Raw genomic sequence first — 24715 nt, 5'->3', positions numbered from 1 at the left:
TCAATCTCCCATAATCATCGTCGCCGCAAGCTCTGGTGAGGCTGCCACGATATCGTCTGGCACGTTTTGTCCCGTCGTGAAGTAAGAGAGGGCAAGCTTGCTCTCATAGCAAATGTTCAAGATCGAGCCGTAGCTGTTCGTCTCGTCTGCCTTGGTGAAAATGACCTGCTTGGCAGGGACCTCCGCAAAGTTTTCCACGATGGTTTTCATGTCGTTGTACTTCGAGCCGAGACTCAGCACGAGGTAATTCACGTTGTTCTTCCCATGCTCGACCAGCTCGCGAATCCCTTGCACGTATTCATCGTTGCGGAAATTGCGGCCAGCCGTGTCGACAAAAATGAGATCGCAGTCGCTGAGACGCTCCATAGCCGGGGCCATTTCTTTCGGAGAAAACACAACCTCCAGCGGCACATTCAAGATGTTGGCGTACGTCTTCAACTGCTCCACGGCTGCCATCCGGTACGTATCTGCGGTAATAAACCCGATCCGGCGCTTTTCCTTCAGCATGCTGCTGGCTGCCAGCTTGGCGATCGTGGTCGTCTTGCCTACGCCCGTAGGCCCGAAAAAGAAGGCGAACTGGACATTTCGCGGGATGCCTGCTGACTTCGGTGCGTAGGGCGCAAGCATCGACGCAATGATCTTGCGCGTCTCGCGAAAAGCCGTTTCCTCGCTCCATCCGCCCTGAGGTTGCGCCTGCTCCATCAGCTTGCGGATGATTTCCGCCGTCACCTCTTCCGCCGTCTCCTGCCTGACCAGCCGGCTGCGTACTTCCTGCACGGCGGGGGGCAGTTGCTGGCTGAGATCGTTGACCAACAGCTTCTGGAACATTTGCCGCATGTCGCGGACTTCGTTCGCGAGGGCATCGTGCGTCGTGCTGCTGGGAGCTGCCGCGCTTTCCTTTGCCTGCTCGGCGGGAGCTTCTTTGACCGCAACTTCCCTCTGCCGGCTGGCCGGCTGTGCCGCCTCCGTGCGCGTCGCCACAGCAGCCGGGGCAGATGCCGGATTGTCCGGCGTCCTTGGCTCGCTTCGTTGCGGCATCGCTCGCTCAGCGGCTTCTTTTGCCTGGTTGGCTCTGCGATAAGCTTGCTGAGCCGTGTAGGTACCCGTCTGCCCAGTGGAGAAAACGTCCTTCGACCGATGCTCATCCGCGACCGGAGCACTCTCGCGTTCCGTTGCCTTTTCATCGACAGCAGCGATTACTTCGATTTTCTGTTTGCCAAACATACCGAACAATCCGCCTGTCTTGATCGATTTGGAGTTCAGGATGACTGCGTCTATTCCCAGATCGAGCCTGATTTTTTCCATCGCCTCTGGCATCGAATCGACAATGTAACGTTTTACCCTCACGAAATGTTCACCATCCCTACGCTTTGCACTTCAACATTTGGCTCTAGCTCGCTGTACGACAATACAGGAATATCAGGCATCATTCGCTCCACCAACTGACGCAGGTACATGCGAATGGCCGGTGACGCGAGGATGATCGGCTGCTGGCCGGAGTTAATCATTTTGCTCACTTCCGCCGACATGCTTTGGAAGATCCGTTGCGACGTCTCTGGGTCCATCGCCAGGTAGCTTCCCTGCTCAGACTGTTCCACCCGCTCGGAGATTGCTTTTTCCAAGCCGGCGCCTGCTGTCAGCACCCGCAAAGGCTGTCCGGGCTCTGTAAACTGCAGCGTAATCTGTCTGGACATCGCCTGTCTTACGTACTCGGTCAGCACTTCCGGGTCTTTTGTAAACATGGCGTGGTCCGCCAACGCTTCGAGAATGACTTGCAGATTGCGAACCGACACTTTTTCACGCAACAGCTTCTGCAGTACTTTTTGCACATCGCCAATCGACAAAAGTCCTGGAATGAGCTCGTCCACCAGTACCGGGGCCACTTCTCGCACGTTGTCGATAAGCGCCCGCGTTTCTTGTCGGCCGAGCAGCTCATGCGCGTGGCGCTTGACCACTTCTGTGAGATGCGTCGCTACGACAGACGGCGGATCGACTACCGTGTAGCCAGACAGCTCGGCAATCTCCTTATTTTCTTCTGTTACCCATAATGCAGGCAATCCAAACGCAGGCTCTACTGTTTCGATCCCGACAATGGAATCATCGTCAATTCCAGGGCTCATGGCGAGGTAGTGATCGAGCAGAATTTCCCCTTTGGCGACCTGGTTGCCTTTGATTTTTATCATGTATTCGTTTGGCCGCAACTGAATGTTGTCGCGGATGCGGATGACGGGAACGACGATCCCCATTTCCAGCGCGATCTGTCTGCGAATCATGATGACGCGATCCAGCAGGTCCCCGCCTTGCTTTACGTCAGCGAGCGGAATCAGGCCGTAGCCAAATTCGAACTCGATCGGGTCCACTTGCAAAAGGTTGACCACGCTTTCCGGACTGCGCACTTCTTCGATTTGCTGCTCCTCCACCTTGTCTGCCGATTCCTGAATCTCGATCTTCTGCTTCTTGTCCATCCGCCACGCTGCGTAACCCATGATCCCGGACACCGGCAAAACAGGCAGCAGCCCGATTGGGGTGAACAGGCCAAGCAGCAGCATGCAGCCAGCTACGATGTACAAAAGGCGCGGAAAGGAGAACATTTGCCGGGCGATGTCGTCGCCCAGCCCTTCCCCGGAGGTGGAGCGAGTGACGATGATCCCGGCTGCGGTCGAGATGAGCAGCGCAGGAATCTGGCTGACGAGTGCATCCCCGACCGACATGGTGGTAAAACGGGAAGCAGATTCTTGAAAGCTGAAGCCATGAACAAGCATCCCGATGATGAATCCGCCGATGATGTTCACAATAAAGATGATAATTCCTGCGATGGCGTCCCCTTTGACGAATTTGCTGGCACCATCCATGGCCCCGTAAAAGTCTGCCTCATTTTCGATCTTTTTTCTCCGTACACGCGCTTCTGCTTCTGTAATCATCCCTGCATTCAAGTCCGCGTCGATACTCATTTGCTTCCCTGGCATCGCGTCGAGCGTAAAGCGTGCGGCTACTTCTGCGACACGCTCGGAGCCTTTTGTAATGACGATGAACTGAATGACGATCAGAATCAGAAACACGACGAATCCGACTACCTGGTTCCCACCGACGACAAAGCTGCCAAACGTCTCGATCACTTGTCCGCCTTCCCCATGCGACAAAATGTTCCGCGTCGTGGACACGTTCAAAGCGAGCCGAAACAACGTCGTAATCAAAAGCACTGTCGGAAAAATGGAGAACTCCAGCGTTTCTTTTGTGTACATCGACACAAGCAAAATGGTCAACGCAAGGGAGATATTCAAAATGAGCAGCAAATCAAGAAGCCCAGAAGGGAGTGGGATTACCATCATGACAACAATGCTTATCACAAATAGAATCGTACCAATTTCCTTGAATCGAAATCCCACCGTTCATCCTCCTTCCTCGTTATTTCACTTTCCCTTGCAGCTTGTAGACGTACGCGAGGACTTCCGCGACCGCTTTAAACATCTCTTCGGGAATTTGTTGTCCAATTTCAACCTGACTATAGAGAGCCCGGGCCAGGGGCTTGTTTTCCATCGTAACAATCCGGTGCTTCTTGGCCACCTCTCTGATTTTCAGCGCCAGGTAATCCTGGCCTTTTGCCACTACCGTAGGGGCGCTCATTGCACTGGCATCGTAGCGGATTGCGACGGCAAAGTGGGTCGGGTTCGTAATGATGACGTCCGCTTTCGGCAGCTCTTGCATCATCCGACGCAGCGCCATGCTCCGCTGCCTCTCGCGAATTTTCCCTTTGATTAGCGGGTCCCCTTCCGCCTGCTTGTGCTCGTCTTTAATGTCCTGTTTGGACATCCGCAAATTCTTTTCATGTTCATACCGTTGATAGGCGTAATCCATAATCGCCAGAATGAACAGCAGCAAACCGATGTAAATTCCGAGTTTGGTTACTTCAGTTCCTGTAAAAGACAGGACGCTCCCCAGCGAGAGCAAGGAAAGCTGGGTGACTTGTTCTTTTGCACTCCATAAAATGACGTAAGCCACATACATGCAAGCACTGATTTTCAATAGCGATTTCAGCAATTCGACGAGGGAGCGCATGGAGAAAATGCGTTTGGCTCCTTTGATCGGGTCCAGCTTCTCCAGCTTCATCTGCAGCGGCTCCGTACTAATCATCCAGCCCACCTGCATGTAATTGACGGCGAAGGCGACCAGAAAGGCCAGCCCCAGTACAGGGCCCACGATTTTCAGCGCCTCGAAGGCCATCGACATGACGATGACTTTCAGATTCTCTTCGTTCAACTGCCAGCTCGTAAACGTGATAAGCGCTTCTCGCATCAGGTTCTGGAACGTACTGAGCATGGAAGGCCCGAGCATCATCAGCAAAAAAAAGAACGAAGTCAATACGATGGAAGGAGAGAGATCCTGGCTTTTCGCCACCTGCCCCTTTTTTCGGGCATCCTCCTTTTTCTTGGGAGTCGCCTTCTCCGTTTTTTCGCCGCTAAAAAACTGCAGGTCTACGGGGTAAAGGAACCTCATCTGCGTCATGGTGATCCTCCGAGCGATTTCATCATTTCTGCGAGTGCCCGGAACATGTTGTCAAACAGTCCGTTTAACGTCAGTAAAAAGGCGGGCATGACAACGATCAAGAGCAGAAAGCTGGCAAGCAGTTTGATCGGCAAGCCGACCACAAAAATATTAAACTGCGGGACAGATTTGGCGATAATACCAAGAGAGAGGTCTACCAAAAACAGCGCGACCACGATTGGCGCCGCCATCAAAAACGCGCTCAAAAACATGTTCTGAAACACTTTGACCGCTGTCATCATCGCGCTTTCACTGCCAAAAGCGGCCCACATGCGATCCACCGGAATCGCCTGGTAGCTGCTCATGATCCCGCGCAGCAGCATGTGATGTCCGTTGATGCTAAAAAAATACAAAATCGCCAAGATATTCTTGAAGTTCCCCGTCACAGGGATGTAGGCGCCCGTTTTCGGGTCGATCACGTTCGCCATGGCCAGGCCCATTTGCATGTCCATCAGCCCTCCGGCAACCTGGACAGCGACAAACATCAGCTCGCAAATATAGCCGAGAATCAAGCCTACGAGCGCTTCCTTTATCACATAGAGCATAAACGTCAAATCCAGCGGAATCTGTCCTTGCACCGGCAACGCTTGAAAGCTAATCAAGGCGACGATGAAGGCCAAGCCGATTTTGAACTGGGCAGGCACGCCCCTGATCGCGAAAAAGGGAGCCACTACAAAAAAGGCGCTCATTCTGACAAACACCAGCAAGAAAACAGGCAAATACGTGAGATAAAGGCTCATACGCTATCCGACAAAACGATGCAGGTTTCCGAAGATCCCCATCGTAAAATCTAGCATGACGCGCAGCATCCACGGTCCTACCGCCAAAATGATAATAAACACGGCGACGATCTTCGGAATGAATGCGAGCGTCTGCTCCTGAATTTGCGTGGTTGCCTGAAAAACGCTGACCATCAACCCGACCAGTAAGGCGATCCCGAGCGCGGGCGCCGAAACCAGCAGGATGGTGTAAACAGAGCTTTGGGCAATTTGCATCAGTAATTCCTGTGTCATGCTCTAACCTCCTGGTCCCTTCGGAATGTCGCTAAAAACTGGTCAAAAGGGATTTCACTACTAAGTACCAGCCGTCTACCATAATGAACAGCAAAATTTTGAACGGCAGCGAAATCATGACCGGCGGCAGCATCATCATCCCCATCCCCATCAAAATGCTGGAGATAATCATGTCGATGACCAGAAACGGGATGAAGATCATAAAGCCGATCTGAAAGGCCGTTTTCAGCTCGCTGATCGCATAGGCAGGTACGAGAACAGTAAGCGGAATATCCTGAATCGTCTTCGGTCGCTCCGCTTTCGTAAATTCCAAAAACAGCGCCAAATCTTTTTCGCGCGTCTGCTTGGCCATAAATTCCTTGAACGGAATGACCGCCGCATCGAATGCCTGCTGCTGCGTCAGCTTGCCCTGCATAAATGGTTGCACGGCCGTTTCATTCACTTTGCCCAAAGTCGGGGCCATGATGAAAAACGTCAGAAACAAAGCGAGCGCCACCAGCACCTGGTTGGGCGGCATTTGCTGGGTCGCCAAGGCATTTCGCACAAACGACAAGACAATGACAATTCGCGTAAAACTCGTCATCAACAACAAGATAGCTGGTGCCACTGAGAGCACAGTCAAGATCAGCAACAACTGAATCGCTGAGGATGTCTCCTGTGGTGTCCCAGTGCCGCCGCCGATTTGCAAGTCAATGCTCGGAATTAGCGGTGTTCCTCCTGGCGCGGCTGCCGCCATCTCCGGTACCGCGAGCACTGCGGCAACAAGCACAAGCACCTGTAAAAAATATTTCATTTTCGGTCCCCTCTGTCGGAAACTTCCTCTTTGTCCCACAAGTCGGAGTTGAGTGGTCGATTTTTCACGTTGTCCCACTGCCCTTTCAAAAGCTCCTGAAAGGTTTTTCCGTCCACATCCGAAGAAAACAGCAACTCTTCGTCAGCCTGCTTCTTTTTGCTGAATGGCAGCCAGTTCAGCGATAACGGGTTTTTGATCGGTGCGATTTCCGCATCGGCCAAGATCAGGTCCACCTCTTCCCCCGGTTCGATGCGGCGAAGCAGTTGGACATTCTCTCCCACTCCCACAATGTACAAGGACTCTCCGATCATGACCACCTGCAGCGTCTTCCCGTTGCCAAGGGCTGCCGCACTGATAATTTTGATCGGTCCTTGGCTTTGCCCGACTTGGCGTCGCCCGAGAAAACGGAGCAGGAAAAAGATAAGAACAGCGATAAAGCCGAGTGAAAAAATGACTTGCACCAAATAACCGATCATGCTGCCTGTTCCGCTGCCCGGAATGGCCGCCGGCTGTTCGCCGCCGGCGGGCGCATTGCTCTTGTCTGTATTCCCTTGGTTGTACGCATCGGCTACAGTACCTTCCGCATGGACGGCAATGGGCAGGGCGGAGACAAACAGCACGAGGATCAGACTGAAGATCCACAAAAGCCTCGTCCCTGCATTCCGGATCTTCATCATTAGCTCAAAGTCTTTTTGATCGCTTCCAGCACGCGATCTGCCTGGAATGGTTTTACGATGAAATCTTTCGCGCCCGCCTGAATCGCATCAATAACCATGGCCTGTTGTCCCATCGCGGAGCACATGATGACGCGTGCGTTCGGATCGAGCTTTTTGATTTCTTTCAGAGCAGAAATGCCATCCATTTCCGGCATGGTAATGTCCATTGTCACCAAATCTGGTCCCAATTCCTTGTACTTCTCAACCGCCTGTGCTCCATCGCTTGCTTCCCCTACGACGCTGTAGCCGTTTTTGGACAAAATCTCCTTAATCATCATACGCATGAATGCTGCATCATCAACGATCAATACTTTGTTTGACATGAATAGATCCTCCCCAATACTTGCTCTTGATTTGTGGTTTATTGCAATTTTTGAACACGATCAAACTGGCTGATGATATCGGTGACGCGGACACCGAAATTCTCGTCGATGACGACAACCTCGCCTTTGGCAATCAACTTGTTATTGACCAAAATGTCTACATGCTCACCTGCCAGCTTGTCCAACTGTATGATGGATCCGGCAGACAAGTCAAGAATTTCTCTAATCAACTTTTTGGTACGTCCCAGCTCCACCGTTACTTGCAGCGGAATGTCTTGCAAGAGATTCAAATTTTGCAGTTCTCCTGTGTACATCGGGGACGCGCCAAGCGGTGCAAACTGCGCTGGCACGACATTTGCCTGGTTGGCTGCCGGGCTTCCGAAATGCTGCGGCGCTGGCGGAGCCATAGGCGGTTGCTGGTAAACGCCCGGATACGGAGCATACCCCGGCGGCATCGCATATTGCGCGTATGGGTCCGGATACATCGGTTGCCCCGGATAACCCATCGGCGGAGCATATCCAGCCGGTGGCTGCTGCATCGGCTGCTGTGCAGGAGGCGGCGGCGCTACAGGCGGTACGGGGCTCTGTACAGGCTCCTGCTGCACAGGCTGGGCTGGCGGTGGAGCGGACGCGCTCGGGGCCGGAATAGACGGCATTTCCGTCTCGGCTACAAGTGCTGCGGCTGCCTCGTCATCCGAGCCTCCCACCAGTCGGTCAATCATTTTCTTCGCAAAAGAAAGCGGCAAAAGCTGCATGATATTCGAGTCAATCAACTCGCCATGTTCGCCGACTTTCAAGCGGAAGGAGACTTTCACCAGCGGGCTGTCATCGTCGGAGAAGCTGTCTCCGCCCTTGCCCTGCGCCAAGTCCATCACGTCGATGCCCGGAGGTGTAATGTTGATGAACTGGTTGAAGATCGTGGACATGGATGTCGCCGCTGAACCCATCATTTGGTTCATCGCTTCCTGGACTGCGCTGATGTGCAGCTCGGACATTTCCGTATCGGCAGGCTTGCCATCTCCCCCCATCATCAGGTCTGCGATTACCGCCGCATCTTCCATCCGAATGACCAACAGGTTGATCCCTTTGAAGCCATCCGTGTACTCGACGTGGACCGCCACATGAGGAATTGGAAACTCGCTTTCCAACTCATCCACGTTGACAACGGAAACGGTCGGCGTGGTAATGTCGACTTTCTGGCTTAACAAAGTGGATAACGCGGTTGCGGCGCTGCCGAAGGAGATATTTCCGATTTCGCCAAGCGCGTCCTGTTCAAACGGGGAAAGAAAATCAGCCACATTCTGACTCTCCGCGGGCTTTGCTTCCTCTTCGTCCTCAACCAAGTTGTTCGCGCGAAGTAGCGCGTCAATCTCGTCTTGAGAAAGCATATCTCTACTCATTTTGGTCCTCCCCCTCCTCTATGACTTCATCAATCTGCACGGCCATTCTGCCTTTGAGCGTACCCGGTTGCCCCAGGAACTTCAACTGATCGCCTATCTTGATCTTCAGCTTGCTGTCAAGCGACTGATCCAACTGGATGACATCGCCTTTTTGCAGCGCCAGAAAATCGCCGACGGTAATCGTAGCCGTCCCCATTTCCGCAATGATCGGCAGTTTGGCCACCTTTACTCGTTCTTCGACACGCAGGCGTTCATCTTCATCCCGTGTCTTTTTCTGCTTGGAGAACCAGTACTGACCGGAAAGCTTGGTCATGATCGGCTCCAGTACGACGTGAGGCAGACAAAGGTTAATCATTCCTGTCGTGTCCCCGATTTTCGTACTGAACGAGATTACGACGACAATCTCGTTTGGCGAGACAATCTGCATGAACTGGGGATTCATTTCCAGTCCTTCCTGGTACGGATCAAGCTCAATAATTTGCTTCCATGCCTCGTGGAATGTATCCAGCGCCTTGCCGAATACTCGCTCCATCACCGTTGTTTCAATTTCCGTAAGTGCACCCATTTTTTCCGGGATTGCACCCTGGCCACCAAGAAGCCGATCCAGCATGGTATAGGCGATGTTTGGATTGACCTCCAAGACCATTCGTCCTTCCAAAGGAGGAGCTTCGAAGATGTTCAAGATGGTCATCTTGGGAATGGAGCGTATAAATTCGTCATACGGCAATTGATCGACGGAGGCAACCGTAATTTGCACGAAGGTACGGAGCTGAGCTGAAAAATAAGTAGTCAACAGCCTCGCATAGTTCTCATGGATTCGTGTCAAGCCACGGATCTGGTCTTTGGAGAACCGCAACGCGCGTTTGAAATCATACACTTTGACTTTGCGCTCAGTCTCTTCTTTTTTCAGCTCGTTGGCATCCATCTCACCAGATGATAGAGCGGCCAACAACGCGTCAATCTCACTTTGTGAGAGAACCTCGGCCATATGTCGTCACCTCCTTGCTATGTATCCGTGTGATCGCTTCCCTAGGACAAGACCCGCTTGGTCGTCACGACTTGCACGATTTTGCCTTCTTGCATCAGGGAGCTGATTTCATTCATGATTTTCGCTTCCAGCTTGTTTACGCCTTCGGTTCCTTTTATGTCTTCTGGTGTCAGGCCAGCCAACGTTTTAATAATCACCTGATTGACCTGTGGCAATCGCTGCTCCAGTTCCGTTTTGGCATCTGCACTGTCCGCTGTAATGCTGAAGCGCACAATCATGTAATTGTTCGTCAGCAAATTGGTTGTGATCTCGCCAGTATCTACGGAGTACTCCTGCATTTCTTTCGCTGACAAAGGCTTCACTTCTTTTTCTTCGGAGCTGGCCGTCTGCGCGGCCGGAGAGAGATACGTTTGCCAGAGCACAAACGAGATGACTCCCAGTAGCGAAATCGCGATGATGATAATTAGAGCCATGTTAAACAAACGATTTTGAAACATCGCAATGCCTCCCGCTATTCATTTAAATCGTCCGGCAGCTTGGGTGCAGTCGCTATCGGATGAGCGTTTTGATAAAAAGCCTGAACACGTTCAGCGATGGACTCTACGGAATCCTTCACGATGTACTTCCTGTCGTTGAACAACGTAATCACGGTATCGGGTGTTGCTTCAACCGTTTCGATGTGAGTGATGTTCAGATAAAACGCAGTGCCGTTAAAACGGGTCAGTTTAATCATCGTGTGCTCCTTTTCGGGATTAAACAGGGGAAGGAGTAAATCGCTTCCCCGCCTAATCCACTGCAAGAAGTTATCGTTTCAGATTCACCAGTTCCTCGAGAACGGAATCGGACGTCGTAATGATCCGCGAGTTCGCCTGGAAGCCGCGCTGCGCCACGATCATTTCCGTGAACTCTTCAGAGAGGTCGACGTTGGACATTTCCAGTTGACCGGCAATGATGCTCACGCGTGCATCTGCTGGAGTAACTGGTGTCATTGGGTCTTCGTCACGAGCACCGGCGTTCACCGTGTTTTCATAGAGCGAATTGCCGACTTTTTTCAGACCGCTCGGGTTGTTGAACGTCATGACGCCAATCGTGTTGTCGGCTGCAAGCGCGCCCGCATCGTCTACGGTCGTAATGACGCCGTCTTTGCCGATGGAGTAGGAGACGACACCGTCAGCCTGGCTGATCTGGATCGGAGCAGCATCGCTGTTCAACAGTTTCAGTCCTTGCGGGTTAACCAGGAAGCCTTGGGAGTCGCGGGTGAAGTTGCCTGCGCGCGTGTAGTAGATCGTCGCGCCGTCATCCGGGCTCACCATGAAAAAGGCGTCGCCTTCAATGGAAAGGTCTGTCGGCAAGTTTGTCGTCATCGGGCTTCCCGCCGAAAACACGGTATCAATCGATGCGATCGAGGAACCGAGACCGATCTGGGTCGGGTTGGTACCGCCTTTTCCACCGTCGGTCGGAGCGCCGGCACCTTGCACATTTTGGCTCAAAATATCTTGAAACATGACACGGCTTTTTTTGAAGCCAACCGTATTTACGTTCGCAATGTTGTTCCCAATGACATCAAGCTTTGTTTGAAAGCCGCGCATACCTGAGATACCTGAATACATGGAACGAAGCATGATCTGTCTCCTCCTCTGCTCTCTTACAAGTCTGGATTACCTCTGTCGTTCGGTAACCCGTAGGCTTCCTCCGGAGAGGTCCAGCCCGCTCGTACAGGCCATTTATACGAAGATGGCGCTGTCGATGTTGGTAAATACATTGTCCTTCATGCTGCCATCGTCCACAGCGGTAATGATTTTCCGATTTACGATGCTCACGACATAAGCCACGTTATCCATAATGATGAGAGATTCTCTGGCCCCTTTGGAGGCTGCCTTTTGAACCGCTGACTCCAAACGTTCCAACTGATGCCCTCCAAGCGCGATTCCACGTTGCTGCAGGCGGCTCATGGCATGCTGACTGAACGAAAGTGGCTGTGCTTTGGCATGTGGAGTCGTCGATTCGGTCAAGTACTGTTGAAACGTTTTGCTGGCTCCCGGCGCTGTCTGGGCAGCCGCTTTGGTGACGTGATTCGGTTTCGGAGGGAAATAGGGCTGCGCGACACGAAAATGGTTCATGCTGCTTCCTCCTTCATTCCATCCCTAGACGAGATCGTCCACTCCACGGGCTGATTCCCGCAGGCGATTCCATAGCGACTCGCTCGTTTCACTGCTGTCTACGAGCGCCTCTAGCGCAAACTCTTGTTCAGCCTGTTTTTGTTGCTGTTGCTGCTGATTGTCCCGCTGCTGTCCGGCTTGCTCGCGCTGTTGCTGGAAGCTGAATGCCGTGTCCTGCTGTTGATTGACCTCCAGACGATCGACCTGCAAGCCTTGCTGCGTCAAAGCCAGCCGCAATTGCGGAAGCTGGTTGTCGAGCAAATCTTTTCCGGCCTGTGTCTCGGCGTGGAACTGGGCGGTAATTACCCCGTTGTGCGAAGTAATCGTCACGTCCACCTGCCCGAGCGACTGCGGATTCAAGATCAGCCGTGCTTCATGCACACCGTTATGGCCGCTTAGTTGCAGCTTGGAAACGAAAAGCTGGGTAAGCTGCTGCGGCAATTGGTTCGCGTTCACATGGTGCGTCTGTCCGACTGCCTGTTGAAAACTTGCCACGCTTTGCGTCTGAGGCGCTTGCTGGGAAACAACCGAAATTTGGTTCGCTGTCGTCAGCAGCGATTCCTCCGGGTTTCCTTCCTGATTCAGCAAACTGCCGGAAAGCGTCGGCTGGATCGGTTGGGAAGATACTCCCGCTTCCAGCTTGTAGGCAGCCAGGCCGAGGTTCATCCGCAAAGGCGAAATCGTCTTGAACGCTTCTTGCTGCGATGCATTTAGATTGGGAATCGTCTCGGAGCGCAGCGGCAGCGCGCCATGCTTCGCTTTGCTTTCATTGCCTTTTTGGTTCTTCAGTGCTTCGAGAAGTGCGGCCAGCTTGTCCATCTCATCGGCAGATGCTTCCTTTTGCGAAAGCTTGGACAAAAGTTGCTTGAGATCCACTCCAGCCTGCGAGGCAAGCTCCATGCCTTGTCCGGACACTTTGCCCAAAAGCTGTTCAACCGCTGCTGCCTTTTCGCCTACTTGCTCGTTCAGTTCTGCGTTTCCTTGCTGTCCTGCGGCAAGCAGTTGAGCGATCAACGCCATCAGTTCATCGAGCAATTTCTGGTCTTCCTCTGACAAGCCTGCCGGAGAAGCAACTGCCCCTTTGGAGTCTAGCATCGTTTCAAAAGTTTGCAGCATTTGCAAAGAGAACAACTGCCCCATGCCAGCATCTCCATTGCCTGTGGCAGCACCGACAGATGTGACGCTCCCGGCTGAACCTACTGGCGGAGTCAGATTGGCTACATTCATCTCGTTCACCTCCTCTTTTGGATTTGTTGCTTATGGAAACGACAACGAAAAGCCATGCTTTTTGTTATCGAAGCAACTCTTCTGTGATGCGTGCCGCCAGATTGTCTTTCTCTTTTTTGTCTTCCTTGGCGATCGCAGAGAGTGTTTGCGCCCGCTTGTCCGCAGGCATTTCTTTTAAGAGGGTAAGCGCTCTGCTCTTGTTCGTACTCATGAGCGAGCGAATGACCGCGGCAGAATCTTCTGCTGGCATCTGCGCGAATGTCTCGCTCAGTGCCTGGTCGTTTGCGCTGGAGGAAGAGCCGCTGCGCGTCTCGCTAAGCGCCTTTGTCAGCACCTGAACCCGCTGTTGCAAGGCCGCAATGTCGTCGTCCTTGTTGACAACAGAATCTTTCAGCAGTATCGAAATGTCTGCCGCTTTTTTCGGGTCCATCTTTGCCAAAATGTCTGCGCGCTGATTGGGCTTCATTTTGGTCATGACCGCGACAGACTCGTCCAGGCTCAAATTTTCGATGATGGCTGCTGCGTTTTTCGCTGACATCGTCGTGTACACTTTGGCGAGGTCCGTAAACTGCTTTTGCCGCTCCTCTTCGCTGGCTCTTTGTTCCTCCATGAGCTTGTTCAAGTCTTGCACCTGCTTTTCCAGCGCTTGAATCGTGGCGTCTTTTTTCGCTGCTTCTTCTTTCAGCGCGGAAATTTGCTGCTGATTTTTCGCCTGGTCTTGCTGCAGGGTCGCCACTTGCTTCTCCGTGTCTGGTTCTTTCTTTTCCTCCTCACCGGACAGCGTGTCGTATTCGTCCGGGACGAGCTTTTCCACGTACGGTATGGAGTTAGCCCAGTGGAGAACATTCCCTAGCACGTTCACTCCCAGCAAGCTCAGGAGAACGCCGCCAAGGAGGCTGGCAAACAGTGCAGGAATGACGATCATGTAAAAAAACCATTCCAACCTGCCGTATTCCCGTTCTTCTTGGATTTCTTCCATCTGGTACCTCCCTTAGTTGCTGCGGCGAAGATAGAGCTGCGTGCCGATCTCATCCATTTCTTTTTGCTCACGCTGTCTCTGCTCGTCGAGAAATTGATGGAGAGATTTTTCCCGCAGTCGTTGCCACAACTGGGACTCTTTCATTCTCTCGGTCAAATGGGACTGACAGCGCTCCACGTCCTGCTCACACCCGCGCAAGGTTCGTTGCTGCCTCGTAATCGAGCGGGCTACCGCTTGCTGGTACTGCGCGATAGAGATAAGCTGCGCCGCGCTGCACGTCTGCATTTGCGCTTCCTCAAGCATATGGGTCATCTCATCATGCTGTTCAGTCAATTGCACAAGTTTCCACTCTTCTTCGTTTTTGCGCTGAATCGATTTCCCAAATGCCCACTCTGCCTGCTCTTTCTCTTTTTCCTTCAGATCCAGAACTTTTTGGAGATGAAACTGAAACACTTTCACTCTAGTTCACTCCTCCGAAATGGGCTAACAGCGCCTTGATTGCGCTTTGAAGGGTCGAGGGCTCATGTGTGCCTTGGGCCGTAAACTCAGAAATGATGTCTTTATAGCGGATCGCGGCATCAATGTCGCGGTTTGATCCTGGCTTGTACGCTCCGATGTTAATCAAGTCTTCCGCTTCCCGGAATGTCGCCAGATGCTTTTTCAACTGTCTGGCGGCTTCCTTGTGCTCGTCCGAGACGATTTCCGACATGACGCGGCTGACGCTTGCCATCACATCAATGGCAGGAAAATGGCCTTTTTGTGCGATTTTCCGGTCGAGGACAATGTGTCCGTCCAAAATTCCCCTCGCCGTATCCGCAATCGGATCGTTCATGTCATCCGAGTCGACGAGTACCGTGTAAAACGCCGTGATGCTGCCTTTGTCGGCCGTTCCTGCCCGCTCCATCAGCTTCGGCATCAGGGCGAACACGGACGGGGTGTAGCCGCGTGTGGCTGGAGGCTCTCCGATGGCTAGTCCCACTTCCCGCTGCGCCATGGCAAACCGGGTGACAGAATCCATCATCAGCATCACATTCAGTCCGCGATCCCGGAAATATTCGGCGATCGAGGTCGCAATCAAGGCTCCCTTGATGCGAATCATGGCCGGCTGGTCGGAAGTGGCGACGACGACGACAGACCTCTTTAGCCCTTCTTCCCCCAGATCGCGTTCAATAAACTCCATGACTTCGCGTCCGCGCTCCCCGATCAGCCCGATGACGTTGATGTCCGCCGTCGTATTGCGGGCGATCATCCCCATCAGAGTACTTTTCCCTACCCCTGATCCGGCAAAGATGCCGACACGTTGTCCTTTTCCGACCGTCAAAAGTCCGTCTATGGCGCGTACGCCGACGCTGAGCGGCTCCTTGATGCGCGGGCGCAGGATCGGGTTCGGCGGGAGGTTGTTCGTCGGATAGGAAGCCAGTCCGAGCGGCAGCGTCCCTTGATACGGCCTGCCCAGTCCATCCAGCACCGAGCCGAGTATTTCCGGCCCTACTTTTACTTCCAGCGATCGGCCCGTCGCCACAACGTCGCAGCCCGGTCCGATGGCTGTCAGCTCGCCAAGCGGCATCAGCAGCACTTTGTTTTCCCGAAAACCAACCACTTCGGCGATAATCGGCTCTTTGCTGTTCGTCGGGTACAGATGGCAAATCTCGCCGAGCTTCACTTCGGGTCCTTGCGACTCGATGGTCAGGCCGACCACCTGTGTCACTTTCCCGTTCACGCGTAGCGGATCGAGCTCATACAGCGCCTGTCTGTACTTGGATATGTCCAGGATGCTCATCGGGACTCACTTCCTCCGGCAATCGCAAGCAATGCTTGTTTGATCTCTTCTAGTTGTGTATCCACCCGTGCGTCCACGCTTCCGAGCTGTGTGCGAATGACACAGCCGCCATCTGCTATCGTGTAGTCCGGATAGATGGAAAGCTCCGCCTGTCCTTCCAGCAACGCCAGCAGTTGGGGGCGATGCTCGGAAACGTAATGGAAGTAGTTGTGGTTGACGCAGATCGTGATCTCGCCGTGGACTCGCGAGCGCCGCAGCGCTTTTTTCGCAATTTCCAGCACCTGCTCCGGATTTTGCTGCAGTTCCTGTCCGATAATTTTTTTGGCGATTTCCAGGGCCAGCTCTACCAAAAACGGCTCTGCTTCCGCGATGATCTGCTGCTTGCTGCTGTATGCCTGCTCCAGAATCGCACGCGCCTCGGCGAGTGCTTGCGTCTCTTCCTCGTACGCTTGCTGCTTGCCTTCTGCAAAGCCTTTTTCGTGTCCTTCGGCCGTCGCTTGCTCCTGCGTCGAGCTGAACAACTGGGCAGCCTCCTGCTGTTTCTGCTCCCACCATTGCTGAATCTCCAGCGAGGCTTCCTGCTTCAGTTGTTCGGCCTCTTCTATCGCTTGGCGGAGAATGGTTTGCGCGGTTTCTTCCGCGTCTGCCAGAATCGTTTTGGCCTCTATTTCAGCTTCTTGAAAAATTTGTAGATTTTTTTGCAACCTTTCGGGATCACTTTCCGTCTTAGGTGGTACAGGCGTCACCGAGAGGAGGACAGAGTCCTCTGAAGGCCGATAATTCGCCACTTTAATGATCCTAGACAATGATATCATCTCCTCCACCGCGGGCGATGATGATCTCACCAGCCTCCTCTAAGCGACGGATAATCGCAACGATACGAGATTGTGCTTCTTCGACGTCGCGCAGACGAACTGGTCCCATGAACTCCATTTCTTCTCTGAAAGTGTCCGCCATCCGTTTGGACATGTTGCGGAAAATAACTTCGCGAACTTCTTCGCTGGACACTTTGAGCGAAAGCTGCAAATCCGCATTTTCCACGTCGCGGATGACGCGCTGAATGGAGCGGTTGTCCAGTGTGGCGATATCTTCGAATACAAACATGCGCTTCTTGATTTCTTCGGCCAATTCGGGGTCCTGAATTTCGAGAGAATCGAGAATCGTGCGCTCCGTCCCACGATCGACACCATTGAGAACTGCCACGATTGCCTCGATCCCGCCAGCTTGCGTATAATCCTGTGTCACCGTTGCCGAGAGCTTCTGCTCGAGGACTTGCTCCACCTGGGCGATCACTTCCGGAGAAGTGCTGTCCATCGTCGCAATCCGCTTCGCTACCTCAGCCTGGCGCTCTTGCGGCAAAGCCGACAAAATCATCGCAGCCTGCTGCGGTTCGAGATAAGAAAGCACCAGTGCAATGGTCTGCGGATGCTCGTTTTGGATGAAGTTTAAAATTTGACCAGGATCTGCCTTCCTGGCAAAATCGAACGGCCGCACTTGCAGGTTTGCCGTCAAGCGATTGATGATATCCATCGCTTTCGTCTCGCCCAGCGCTTTTTGCAAAATTTCTTTTGCGTACGTAATGCCGCCTTGCGAAATGACTTCCTTCGCTACGGCGATTTGGTGAAATTCAGCCAAGATTTTATCTTTTTCATCAGTATCTACTTTTCGCACATTGGCAATTTCCAATGTCAACTGCTCAATCTCATCCTCACGCAAATGCTTGAACACCTGGGCAGAGATTTCCGGCCCTAGTGAGATGAGGAGGATAGCCGCCTTCTGTCTTCCCGACAACTCTTTAGCGCCGCGAGCCATATCTTTCACTCCTTAATCTTCTGCTAGCCAAGTACGAAGCAGAACAACAAATTCATCCGGCTTGCTTCGCGCCAATTTTTCAAGCTGTTTTCTGACCACGACCTGGTCTCCATCTTCCTGATAGATCAAGTCAGGAATTTCGGCAGGTTGGTTTGGAGCCAGCAAGTCTGACATTTCTTCTTCCTGTTCCTGCTTCGCCTGGTTGCGTCTGCGGATGATGAGGAAGGCTACAGCGGCGAGAGCCAGCACGGCAATACCACCAACGGTCCACAATACAGCCGGGCTGAGTGCACTGGATTCTTCGACAGCCACTTTGCCAGAAAATTGACGTGGGAGAACGGAAATGTGTTTGTCCAGTTCTTCTTCGCTCAAATCGGTCGCTCTGTCGCTCAGTGTCACACGGACGACATTGCGCAGTACCTGTTTGATACTTTCGATTGTAGCAGCATCTAATTCTCCGCCAGTCGGCGGTTCGACCCCTACGTTGATCGTCAAATCTTCAATCTTGTACGGGCTTAGTGTAACATTTCGCGTGATTCGATTGACTTCGCGGTTAATGGTATCATTCAGTTCTTCATACTGACTGTTGCTGCCCTGAGGATTGTTCCCTGGGTAGTTGGGGACTGCATTCGCGCCTGTTCCGGCGATGCCCCCCGGCGGTTGGCCTTGACCCGAGAAAGCTTTTGATAATTTTTGAGAAGAGATGATAAGTCCTTCGTTGTTCTCTTTGTCGGGCGCCTCCACGAGATTTTCCACGCGGTTTTCCTTATCAAAATTCATTTTGATAAATGCGTGCACAATCACTTTGTCTCGGCCCATAATCGTTCCAAGCAAGTTATACAGGTTTTGTTGAATCTTCTTCTCAACCTCGGACTTGATTGCCTCTTGCTGTTTGAAGCTGCTTAATGTTCCTTCTGCTTCGTTGCCTTCCGCGCGTTCCAGCGGATTCGAGTATTGGTCCGTAATCGCGATGGCGTCCATCGGCAATTTCGGAACGCTTCGGGAAACGAGCAAATACAGCGAGTTAATCTGCTTTTGATCGAGCGTCGTACCCGGTTCCACGTCGACGATGACCGATGCCGTTGCCGTATCCGGTGTCTCTGTCACCCAAACACTTTCCTGCGGCAGTGTAATCATCACTTGTGCCGAGCGCACGCCTTTCACACGTTCGAGCATTTTGCGCAGCTCTTGTTGCAACGCTTCTTTTTTCATCACATCGAATTGCCTGTCGGTAACACCGAGCGTATTGGAAAAAATCTCAGAGTTGATGCCTGCCTGGCTGGGGATTCCTTGTGCGGCCAGATCGACGATGACATCCTGTGCCATTTTTTCCGGTACTTCAATGCTTGTCCCATTTCCCGTAATCCGGTACGGAATCTGCTGGCCTTCAAGTTCTTTTTTGATTGCGCCGATTTCTTGCTCGCTCAGTCTCTGATCGTAGAGTGGCTTGTAGACCGGCTGAGAAGCGATGTATATGTATAAGCCCAGCGAAATTAGCAGAAAAAGCGAGATTCCGGCAATCATCCATTTTTGTTTCTTGGAAAACTGGTTCCATTTAGACGTAAGCTGATTTCTGTATAAAGCTAAACGTTCGTTCATGATTCACCTCTCACTGGATAAAACGACAATCAAATCGGCATTCGCATGATTTCTTGGTAGGACTCGATCATTTTATTCCGGACTTGCATGGTCAATTGCAGCATCACGGAAGCTTTTTGTCCGGCGACTGTCAATTGATGCACATCCGTAATTTCTCCGGCAGCGAATCGATCTGCGAGATTTGCCGATTCTACTTGAGCCTGATTCACCTGGCTTAGCGCGTCCGTCAAGTACGACGAAAAGTCTTTTGTCACTTCGGCAGGCGTTGGCAGTTTGTTTGCGACAGGCGTCCGAACCGGAACCGTTTGGGAAAGTGCGTTTATGTCCATCTTTTATTGTTCACCTGCTTTATTTGATTTCCAATGCTTTCAACATCATCGCCTTGCTTGCGTTTAAAGCTGTCACGTTGGCCTCATAGGATCGTGATGCCGAGATCAGGTCGACCATTTCCTTCATCGGATCGACATTCGGCAAAAGCACGTAGCCCTCTTGATCCGCATCGGGATGAGCAGGGTCATATACGCGTTTAAATGGCGTGGTGTCCTCCTGAATGGCCGTGACTCTTACCCCTTGTTCTCCGCCACTGCCAGAAACAGTTCCCACTGCCGCCTGCAGAAAGCTGTCGAACGATTGGGTCGAGCGGGGTGACAATTCGACCATTTTTCGACGGTACGGCTGCCACTTGCCATCGACAAAACTCGCGCGTGTCGTTTCTGCGTTCGCAATATTCGACGCGATCGTATCCAGGCGCAAGCGATTGGCAGTCAATGCAGAGGCACTCGTATTAATTCCTTGAAACAAGCTCATCGTTATTTCCCTCCACCCTCAATGACACTGCGCAGCTTCTGGAAATGCCCTGCTGTCAGTTGTGTTAAGCCGCTGTACCAGATCTGGTTTTTCGCCAGCTCTGTTGTCTCTGCTTCCAGATCGACATCATTCCCGCTGTTCTGCACGTAGCTATTCGGATTGGAAACGACTTGAGGCATTGCAACCCCGCCGGCATTGCCAAATGGAATATGGCGTTGATCGGTGCGATAAGCCGCAAGCTTCCCATTTCCTATTTGCCCATTTAGTTCCTCTTGCAGATAGCCCTCAAAAATTACCTGTTGACTTTTGAATTGAGGGGTATCGATGTTGGCAAGATTGTTCGCGATCGTCCGGTGCCGCAACGTCGCGGCATTCATCGCTCTCTCTAGGACCTGCAGATGATAGCTCTCCAGCATATAGCCTTCTCCCCCAATTATGTGTCAATTCATTTCCACAAAACTGCCTATAATTCCTGTATTTTCGACATCCAATTTACGATTCAATCATAGCAAAATCGTAATAGTGAAAAAAGCCCCTATTGATGGCGACTTTCAAAATGATTCAATGGCACTAAATCCCTGTTTTTTACTTGTTTTGACATGCAATCCATATTCAATGCGTCACAAGTGGGCTAGCACTAAAAAATCAATAGATAATTTCTGGAAGCGGTTTGTCGGACATTGTTGAAACTGGGTATAAATACCCATGAAAAAAGGTATAGCAACCGATGTCGCTATACCTTTCAGTTCACTTTGACTAAACTTTTATTGCAATTTTCCTTACGAAGTTTTGAGCTTTTCCAGCTCAGGCAGCAGTTTTTCGTTCAAAACTTTGATAAAAGTTCCTTTCATTCCCAAGGAACGGGATTCAATGACGCCCGCACTCTCCAGCTTGCGCAGTGCGTTTACGATAACGGAGCGGGTAATGCCTACGCGATCGGCAATTTTCGAAGCGACGAGCAAGCCTTCTTTGCCTTCGAGCTCTTCAAAAATGTGCTCAACCGCTTCCAGCTCGCTGTAGGACAAGGAACCGATTGCCATTTGCACGACAGCCTTGCTGCGCGCTTCTTCCTCAATCGCTTCCGAACGCTCGCGCAGGATCTCCATTCCTACTACGGTCGCGCCCACTTCCGCGAGGATCAGGTCATCGTCCACAAACTGGTCGTTGATGCGTCCGAGAATCAGTGTACCCAAACGGTCTCCGCCACCCATGATCGGAACGAGAGTCGTCCAGCCGGAACGGAATACGTCTTTCATCTCCACCGGGAAAATAGTGTAAGGGCTTTCTACGTCCAGGTTTGCGGACGTTTCTTCCACTTTCAGAAGACCTTGGCTGTACTCCTCTGGAAAGCGGCGCTCTTCCAGCATTTTGCGCATGCGGCCATTGTCCATTTCCTGGTGGATGGCAAAACCAAGCAGCTTGCCTTTGCGACTTACGACAAATGTATTCGCTTCAATTACGTCACTCAGCACTTGCGCCATTTCGTTAAAATTAACAGCATGGCCCGCAGATTTTTGCAACATGCGGTTAATTCTTCTTGTTTTCGACAGTAGATCCATCTGTATTTCCTCCCAATGTATGTGTACTACCTACCCAATCATTATAAAATGTATTGACTCAAGTCTTTGTTCCCCGCGATCGATCCGAGCTTTTGCCGGACGTAATCAGGGGTGATTTGCACAACTTCCAGATGAATTTCCGGGGCTTCAAACGAGAGATCCTCCAGCAGCTTTTCCAGGATGGTGTGCAAGCGTCTAGCACCGATGTTGTCTGTGCTCTGATTGACTTCCGCAGCCATTTTCGCGAGCTCCTGGATCGCTTCCTGCGTAAATTCTACCCGCACGCCTTCTGTTTCCAGCAAAGCCACATACTGCTTGAGCAGCGCATTTTTCGGTTCCGTCAAAATTCGCACAAAATCCTCGACGCGCAAGCTCGTCAGCTCAACCCGGATCGGAAAACGCCCCTGCAGCTCAGGAATCAAATCAGACGGTTTGGCCATGTGAAACGCTCCAGCCGCGATAAACAGGACGTAATCGGTTTTTACCGGACCGTATTTCGTCATAACCGTAGAACCTTCCACGATCGGCAAAATATCTCGTTGCACGCCTTCGCGGGATACATCCGGTCCACGGCCGTCCTTGCCTGCAATCTTGTCGATCTCGTCGATAAAGATAATGCCATGCTGCTCTGCCCGACGGATCGACTCTTGCGTAACTTCGTCCATATCCACCAGTTTTTGCGCTTCCTGCTGAATTAATACCTTTCGGGCATCTTTAATTCGCAATTTTCGCTTCTTCGTCCGTTTAGGCATCAAGCTGCCGAGCATATCCTGCATTTGCATCCCCATTTGTTCTGTACCCGGAACCTGGAACATGTCGAACATCGTTGGCGATTGATCTTCTACCTCTATCTCGATCATTTGTTCTTCCAACTGTCCATTCGCTAGTTGCCAAGCCACCTGTCTGCGCTGTTGCAGAACGGAAGCTTCTTCCTGGTCATGCGACGTTTGCTCTTGCTGCTGTTGTCCGCCGAACAGCATTTCCAGCGGATTTTTGAACGAGCTTTGCTGTTTCCGGGATGGAACCAATGCGTTTACGATCGCCTCGTTGGCGAGCTTTTCCGCTTTTTCTTTGACGGATTCCACTTTTTCCTGCTTCACAGTTCGGATGGAGGCTTCCACCAGATCGCGCACCATCGACTCAACATCTCGTCCTACATAGCCAACCTCGGTGAACTTGGTCGCCTCTACTTTGATAAACGGCGCGCCGGTCAGCTTGGCGATCCGGCGGGCAATCTCGGTTTTCCCCACCCCGGTCGGTCCGATCATCAAAATATTTTTGGGAACCACTTCGTCAATCATCTGCTCCGGCAAAAGGCTCCGACGATAGCGATTGCGAAGCGCCACAGCGATGGCTTTCTTGGCTTGTGCCTGCCCGACGATGTATTTGTCCAAATGCTCTACGATCTTACGCGGAGTTAATTGCTCAAGATTCAGCACAGAAGTTCCTCCCTTTTGCTCAATTCAACTCATCCACCACAAGATTGTTGTTCGTGAACACGCAAATCTCCGCAGCGGTTCGAAGTGATGCTTCTGCAATTTCCCGGGCACTCAGGTGCGGCGCGTATATTTTCAGAGCGCGACCGGCAGCCAGGGCAAAACTTCCGCCAGAGCCGATCGCCAAAATCCCGTCATCTGGCTCGATGATTTCTCCGTTGCCGGAGATCAGCAGCAGGTAATCCTTGTTGCCGACAATCATCATCGCTTCCAGGCGGTGCAAAACTTTGTCCAAACGCCACTCCTTCGCCAGCTCAACAGCAGCCCGCTGAAGGTTTCCATGGTATTCCTCGAGCTTGCCTTCGAACTTTTCAAACAGCGTAATTGCGTCGGCAACTGAGCCTGCAAATCCTGCCAAAACTTCTCCGCGATAGAGCCTTCTCACTTTTTTGGCCCCATGCTTCATGACCATGCTGTTTCCAAAGGTAACCTGACCGTCACCGGCCATCGCGGTTGCCCCGTTATGCGTAATAGCGAATATGGTTGTTGCGTGAAACTGTTCCATCACTGATTCCTCCCGTTATGTCCGATTGGCGGAACCTGTACTATTCGGGTTAGCCCGCGGGTGAGCGGTGTCATATACATGGCGAAGTCGCTCCTTGGTCACATGCGTGTAAACCTGCGTCGTAGAGACATTGACATGTCCCAGCAGCTCTTGGACCGTCCGGAGGTCAGCTCCTCCATTCAACATGTGGGTCGCAAACGTGTGACGAAAGGTGTGAGGTGAAGCACGCAAATGAGAAGCGCACATATCTACGTATTTGTCTACAATCCGGCGGACGCTGCGGTCGGACAACGGCTCTCCGCGATAGTTAAGCAGCAGGTTGCCGTGATCTACTCTGCCGGCCAACAGTTTTTCTCTTCCATACTCTAGGTATTGCCTAAGAACGTCGCAGGCATAACTTCCCACAGGCACATACCGCTCTTTTGCCCCTTTTCCATATACAAGCGCGACGCCCATGCTCGGATTCACATCGTCGACTGACAAGGTAACCAGCTCAGAAACTCGCATGCCGCTCGCGTACAACAGTTCAAATATCAGCCGATCGCGTATTCCTAAAGGCGTTGATGTATCTGGCAGATCAAAAAACGCTTGAACTTCTTGTGGATACAAAAAGGAAGGGAGTTTCTTCTCCATCTTCGGAGTGGAAACGAGTTGGAACGGATTTTGCTCCAGTTGACCTTCACGCAACAAAAATCGATACAAGCTTCGCAAACTCGAGAGCTTGCGCGCAATACTTCGCCGGGATAACCCCCTGCCCGCCAAGTGCGCGAGAAAGGAGCGACCATGCAAATAAGAAACAGCAGCAAATGCAGAGATTTGGTGCTGTTCCATAAAGGAGACAAATTCGCTGATATCTGCCATATACTGCTTTACCGTATGAGGAGAGGCGTTTTTTTCGACTAGCAAATAACGGGTAAACATCGCAAGATCCGCAGAAATTTGTTGCGAAATGTCCATATGGGATGCACCCTCCTCGAAGCACCTATATAGTAACACAGACGAAATTCGGATATCAAC

28 protein-coding genes are annotated in these 24715 nt (G+C 52.0%); all 28 read right to left on the bottom strand.

Annotated features, from left to right (window positions below):
- A complete protein-coding gene (flhF, locus tag M655_RS11870) occupies positions 1 to 1347 on the bottom strand; it encodes a flagellar biosynthesis GTPase FlhF (RefSeq protein WP_026557319.1) in 1347 nt (448 codons plus the stop codon).
- On the bottom strand, positions 1344 to 3386 hold the full coding sequence (flhA, locus tag M655_RS11865; RefSeq protein ID WP_005834227.1) for a flagellar biosynthesis protein FlhA: 2043 nt from the start codon (positions 3384 to 3386) through the stop codon (positions 1344 to 1346). Before flhA ends, flhF begins: the two co-directional genes overlap by 4 nt.
- Before the next feature lie 19 nt (positions 3387 to 3405).
- Positions 3406 to 4503: a flagellar biosynthesis protein FlhB gene (gene flhB / locus M655_RS11860; RefSeq protein ID WP_005834229.1), complete on the bottom strand. Its 1098-nt coding sequence runs from the start codon at positions 4501 to 4503 to the stop codon at positions 3406 to 3408.
- Positions 4500 to 5282, bottom strand: a complete 783-nt coding sequence (gene fliR, locus M655_RS11855) for a flagellar biosynthetic protein FliR (protein WP_025846110.1) — start codon at positions 5280 to 5282, stop codon at positions 4500 to 4502. Before fliR ends, flhB begins: the two co-directional genes overlap by 4 nt.
- 3 nt (positions 5283 to 5285) lie before the next feature.
- A complete protein-coding gene (fliQ, locus tag M655_RS11850; protein ID WP_005834233.1) occupies positions 5286 to 5555 on the bottom strand; it encodes a flagellar biosynthesis protein FliQ in 270 nt (89 codons plus the stop codon).
- 31 nt (positions 5556 to 5586) lie between these two features.
- A complete protein-coding gene (fliP, locus tag M655_RS11845; protein WP_005834235.1) occupies positions 5587 to 6348 on the bottom strand; it encodes a flagellar type III secretion system pore protein FliP in 762 nt (253 codons plus the stop codon).
- Positions 6345 to 7025, bottom strand: coding sequence for a flagellar biosynthetic protein FliO (locus tag M655_RS11840; RefSeq protein ID WP_026557320.1), 681 nt, complete (start codon positions 7023 to 7025; stop codon positions 6345 to 6347). Before M655_RS11840 ends, fliP begins: the two co-directional genes overlap by 4 nt.
- Positions 7025 to 7387 (bottom strand): response regulator, encoded by a 363-nt coding sequence (locus M655_RS11835; protein ID WP_005834238.1) that lies wholly within the window; start codon positions 7385 to 7387, stop codon positions 7025 to 7027. Before M655_RS11835 ends, M655_RS11840 begins: the two co-directional genes overlap by 1 nt.
- A 38-nt stretch (positions 7388 to 7425) precedes the next feature.
- Positions 7426 to 8787, bottom strand: coding sequence for a flagellar motor switch phosphatase FliY (fliY, locus tag M655_RS11830; protein WP_026557321.1), 1362 nt, complete (start codon positions 8785 to 8787; stop codon positions 7426 to 7428).
- Positions 8780 to 9775 carry a flagellar motor switch protein FliM gene (gene fliM, locus M655_RS11825; RefSeq protein WP_005834241.1) on the bottom strand — a complete coding sequence of 332 codons (996 nt, stop codon included), beginning with the start codon at positions 9773 to 9775 and terminating at the stop codon, positions 8780 to 8782. Before fliM ends, fliY begins: the two co-directional genes overlap by 8 nt.
- Before the next feature lie 41 nt (positions 9776 to 9816).
- Entirely contained in the window at positions 9817 to 10272 is a 456-nt protein-coding gene (locus M655_RS11820; RefSeq protein ID WP_005834243.1) for a flagellar basal body-associated FliL family protein, read from the bottom strand.
- Positions 10273 to 10286: 14 nt separating this feature from the next.
- On the bottom strand, positions 10287 to 10508 hold the full coding sequence (locus M655_RS11815; protein WP_005834244.1) for a flagellar FlbD family protein: 222 nt from the start codon (positions 10506 to 10508) through the stop codon (positions 10287 to 10289).
- A 70-nt stretch (positions 10509 to 10578) separates the two neighbouring features.
- Positions 10579 to 11397: a flagellar basal body rod protein FlgG gene (gene flgG, locus M655_RS11810; RefSeq protein WP_007777776.1), complete on the bottom strand. Its 819-nt coding sequence runs from the start codon at positions 11395 to 11397 to the stop codon at positions 10579 to 10581.
- Between the two features lie 102 nt (positions 11398 to 11499).
- A complete protein-coding gene (locus M655_RS11805) occupies positions 11500 to 11895 on the bottom strand; it encodes a TIGR02530 family flagellar biosynthesis protein (RefSeq protein ID WP_005834248.1) in 396 nt (131 codons plus the stop codon).
- Positions 11896 to 11919: 24 nt separating this feature from the next.
- A complete protein-coding gene (locus tag M655_RS11800; protein ID WP_026557322.1) occupies positions 11920 to 13161 on the bottom strand; it encodes a flagellar hook-length control protein FliK in 1242 nt (413 codons plus the stop codon).
- Between the two features lie 64 nt (positions 13162 to 13225).
- Complete coding sequence (locus tag M655_RS11795) at positions 13226 to 14140, bottom strand: MotE family protein (protein WP_005834251.1); 915 nt, start codon at positions 14138 to 14140, stop codon at positions 13226 to 13228.
- A 12-nt stretch (positions 14141 to 14152) separates the two neighbouring features.
- On the bottom strand, positions 14153 to 14599 hold the full coding sequence (fliJ, locus tag M655_RS11790) for a flagellar export protein FliJ (RefSeq protein WP_005834253.1): 447 nt from the start codon (positions 14597 to 14599) through the stop codon (positions 14153 to 14155).
- A gap of 1 nt (position 14600) precedes the next feature.
- Entirely contained in the window at positions 14601 to 15920 is a 1320-nt protein-coding gene (gene fliI, locus M655_RS11785; protein WP_007777772.1) for a flagellar protein export ATPase FliI, read from the bottom strand.
- Positions 15917 to 16735: a flagellar assembly protein FliH gene (gene fliH, locus M655_RS11780; protein ID WP_007777769.1), complete on the bottom strand. Its 819-nt coding sequence runs from the start codon at positions 16733 to 16735 to the stop codon at positions 15917 to 15919. The genes fliI and fliH overlap by 4 nt, the downstream gene beginning before the upstream one ends.
- Positions 16719 to 17732, bottom strand: coding sequence for a flagellar motor switch protein FliG (fliG, locus tag M655_RS11775; RefSeq protein WP_005834258.1), 1014 nt, complete (start codon positions 17730 to 17732; stop codon positions 16719 to 16721). Before fliG ends, fliH begins: the two co-directional genes overlap by 17 nt.
- Before the next feature lie 12 nt (positions 17733 to 17744).
- Entirely contained in the window at positions 17745 to 19331 is a 1587-nt protein-coding gene (gene fliF / locus M655_RS11770) for a flagellar basal-body MS-ring/collar protein FliF (protein ID WP_005834259.1), read from the bottom strand.
- Positions 19332 to 19360: 29 nt separating this feature from the next.
- Entirely contained in the window at positions 19361 to 19660 is a 300-nt protein-coding gene (gene fliE / locus M655_RS11765) for a flagellar hook-basal body complex protein FliE (RefSeq protein ID WP_005834260.1), read from the bottom strand.
- Positions 19661 to 19679: 19 nt separating this feature from the next.
- Complete coding sequence (flgC, locus tag M655_RS11760; RefSeq protein WP_005834262.1) at positions 19680 to 20138, bottom strand: flagellar basal body rod protein FlgC; 459 nt, start codon at positions 20136 to 20138, stop codon at positions 19680 to 19682.
- A 2-nt stretch (positions 20139 to 20140) separates the two neighbouring features.
- Positions 20141 to 20554 (bottom strand): flagellar basal body rod protein FlgB, encoded by a 414-nt coding sequence (flgB, locus tag M655_RS11755; protein WP_005834264.1) that lies wholly within the window; start codon positions 20552 to 20554, stop codon positions 20141 to 20143.
- A gap of 363 nt (positions 20555 to 20917) precedes the next feature.
- Positions 20918 to 21697, bottom strand: a complete 780-nt coding sequence (gene codY / locus M655_RS11750) for a GTP-sensing pleiotropic transcriptional regulator CodY (protein ID WP_005834266.1) — start codon at positions 21695 to 21697, stop codon at positions 20918 to 20920.
- 41 nt (positions 21698 to 21738) lie between these two features.
- On the bottom strand, positions 21739 to 23136 hold the full coding sequence (gene hslU / locus M655_RS11745; protein WP_005834268.1) for an ATP-dependent protease ATPase subunit HslU: 1398 nt from the start codon (positions 23134 to 23136) through the stop codon (positions 21739 to 21741).
- Positions 23137 to 23155: 19 nt separating this feature from the next.
- A complete protein-coding gene (gene hslV, locus M655_RS11740) occupies positions 23156 to 23698 on the bottom strand; it encodes an ATP-dependent protease subunit HslV (RefSeq protein ID WP_026557323.1) in 543 nt (180 codons plus the stop codon).
- Positions 23699 to 23713: 15 nt separating this feature from the next.
- Positions 23714 to 24655: a tyrosine recombinase XerC gene (gene xerC, locus M655_RS11735; protein WP_005834270.1), complete on the bottom strand. Its 942-nt coding sequence runs from the start codon at positions 24653 to 24655 to the stop codon at positions 23714 to 23716.
- Positions 24656 to 24715 lie beyond the last annotated feature (60 nt).

Source organism: Brevibacillus sp. NSP2.1 (assembly GCF_000470975.2).
GTDB classification, from domain to species: Bacteria; Bacillota; Bacilli; order Brevibacillales; family Brevibacillaceae; genus Brevibacillus; species Brevibacillus agri.
This window is presented reverse-complemented; position numbering and strand designations above follow the sequence as displayed.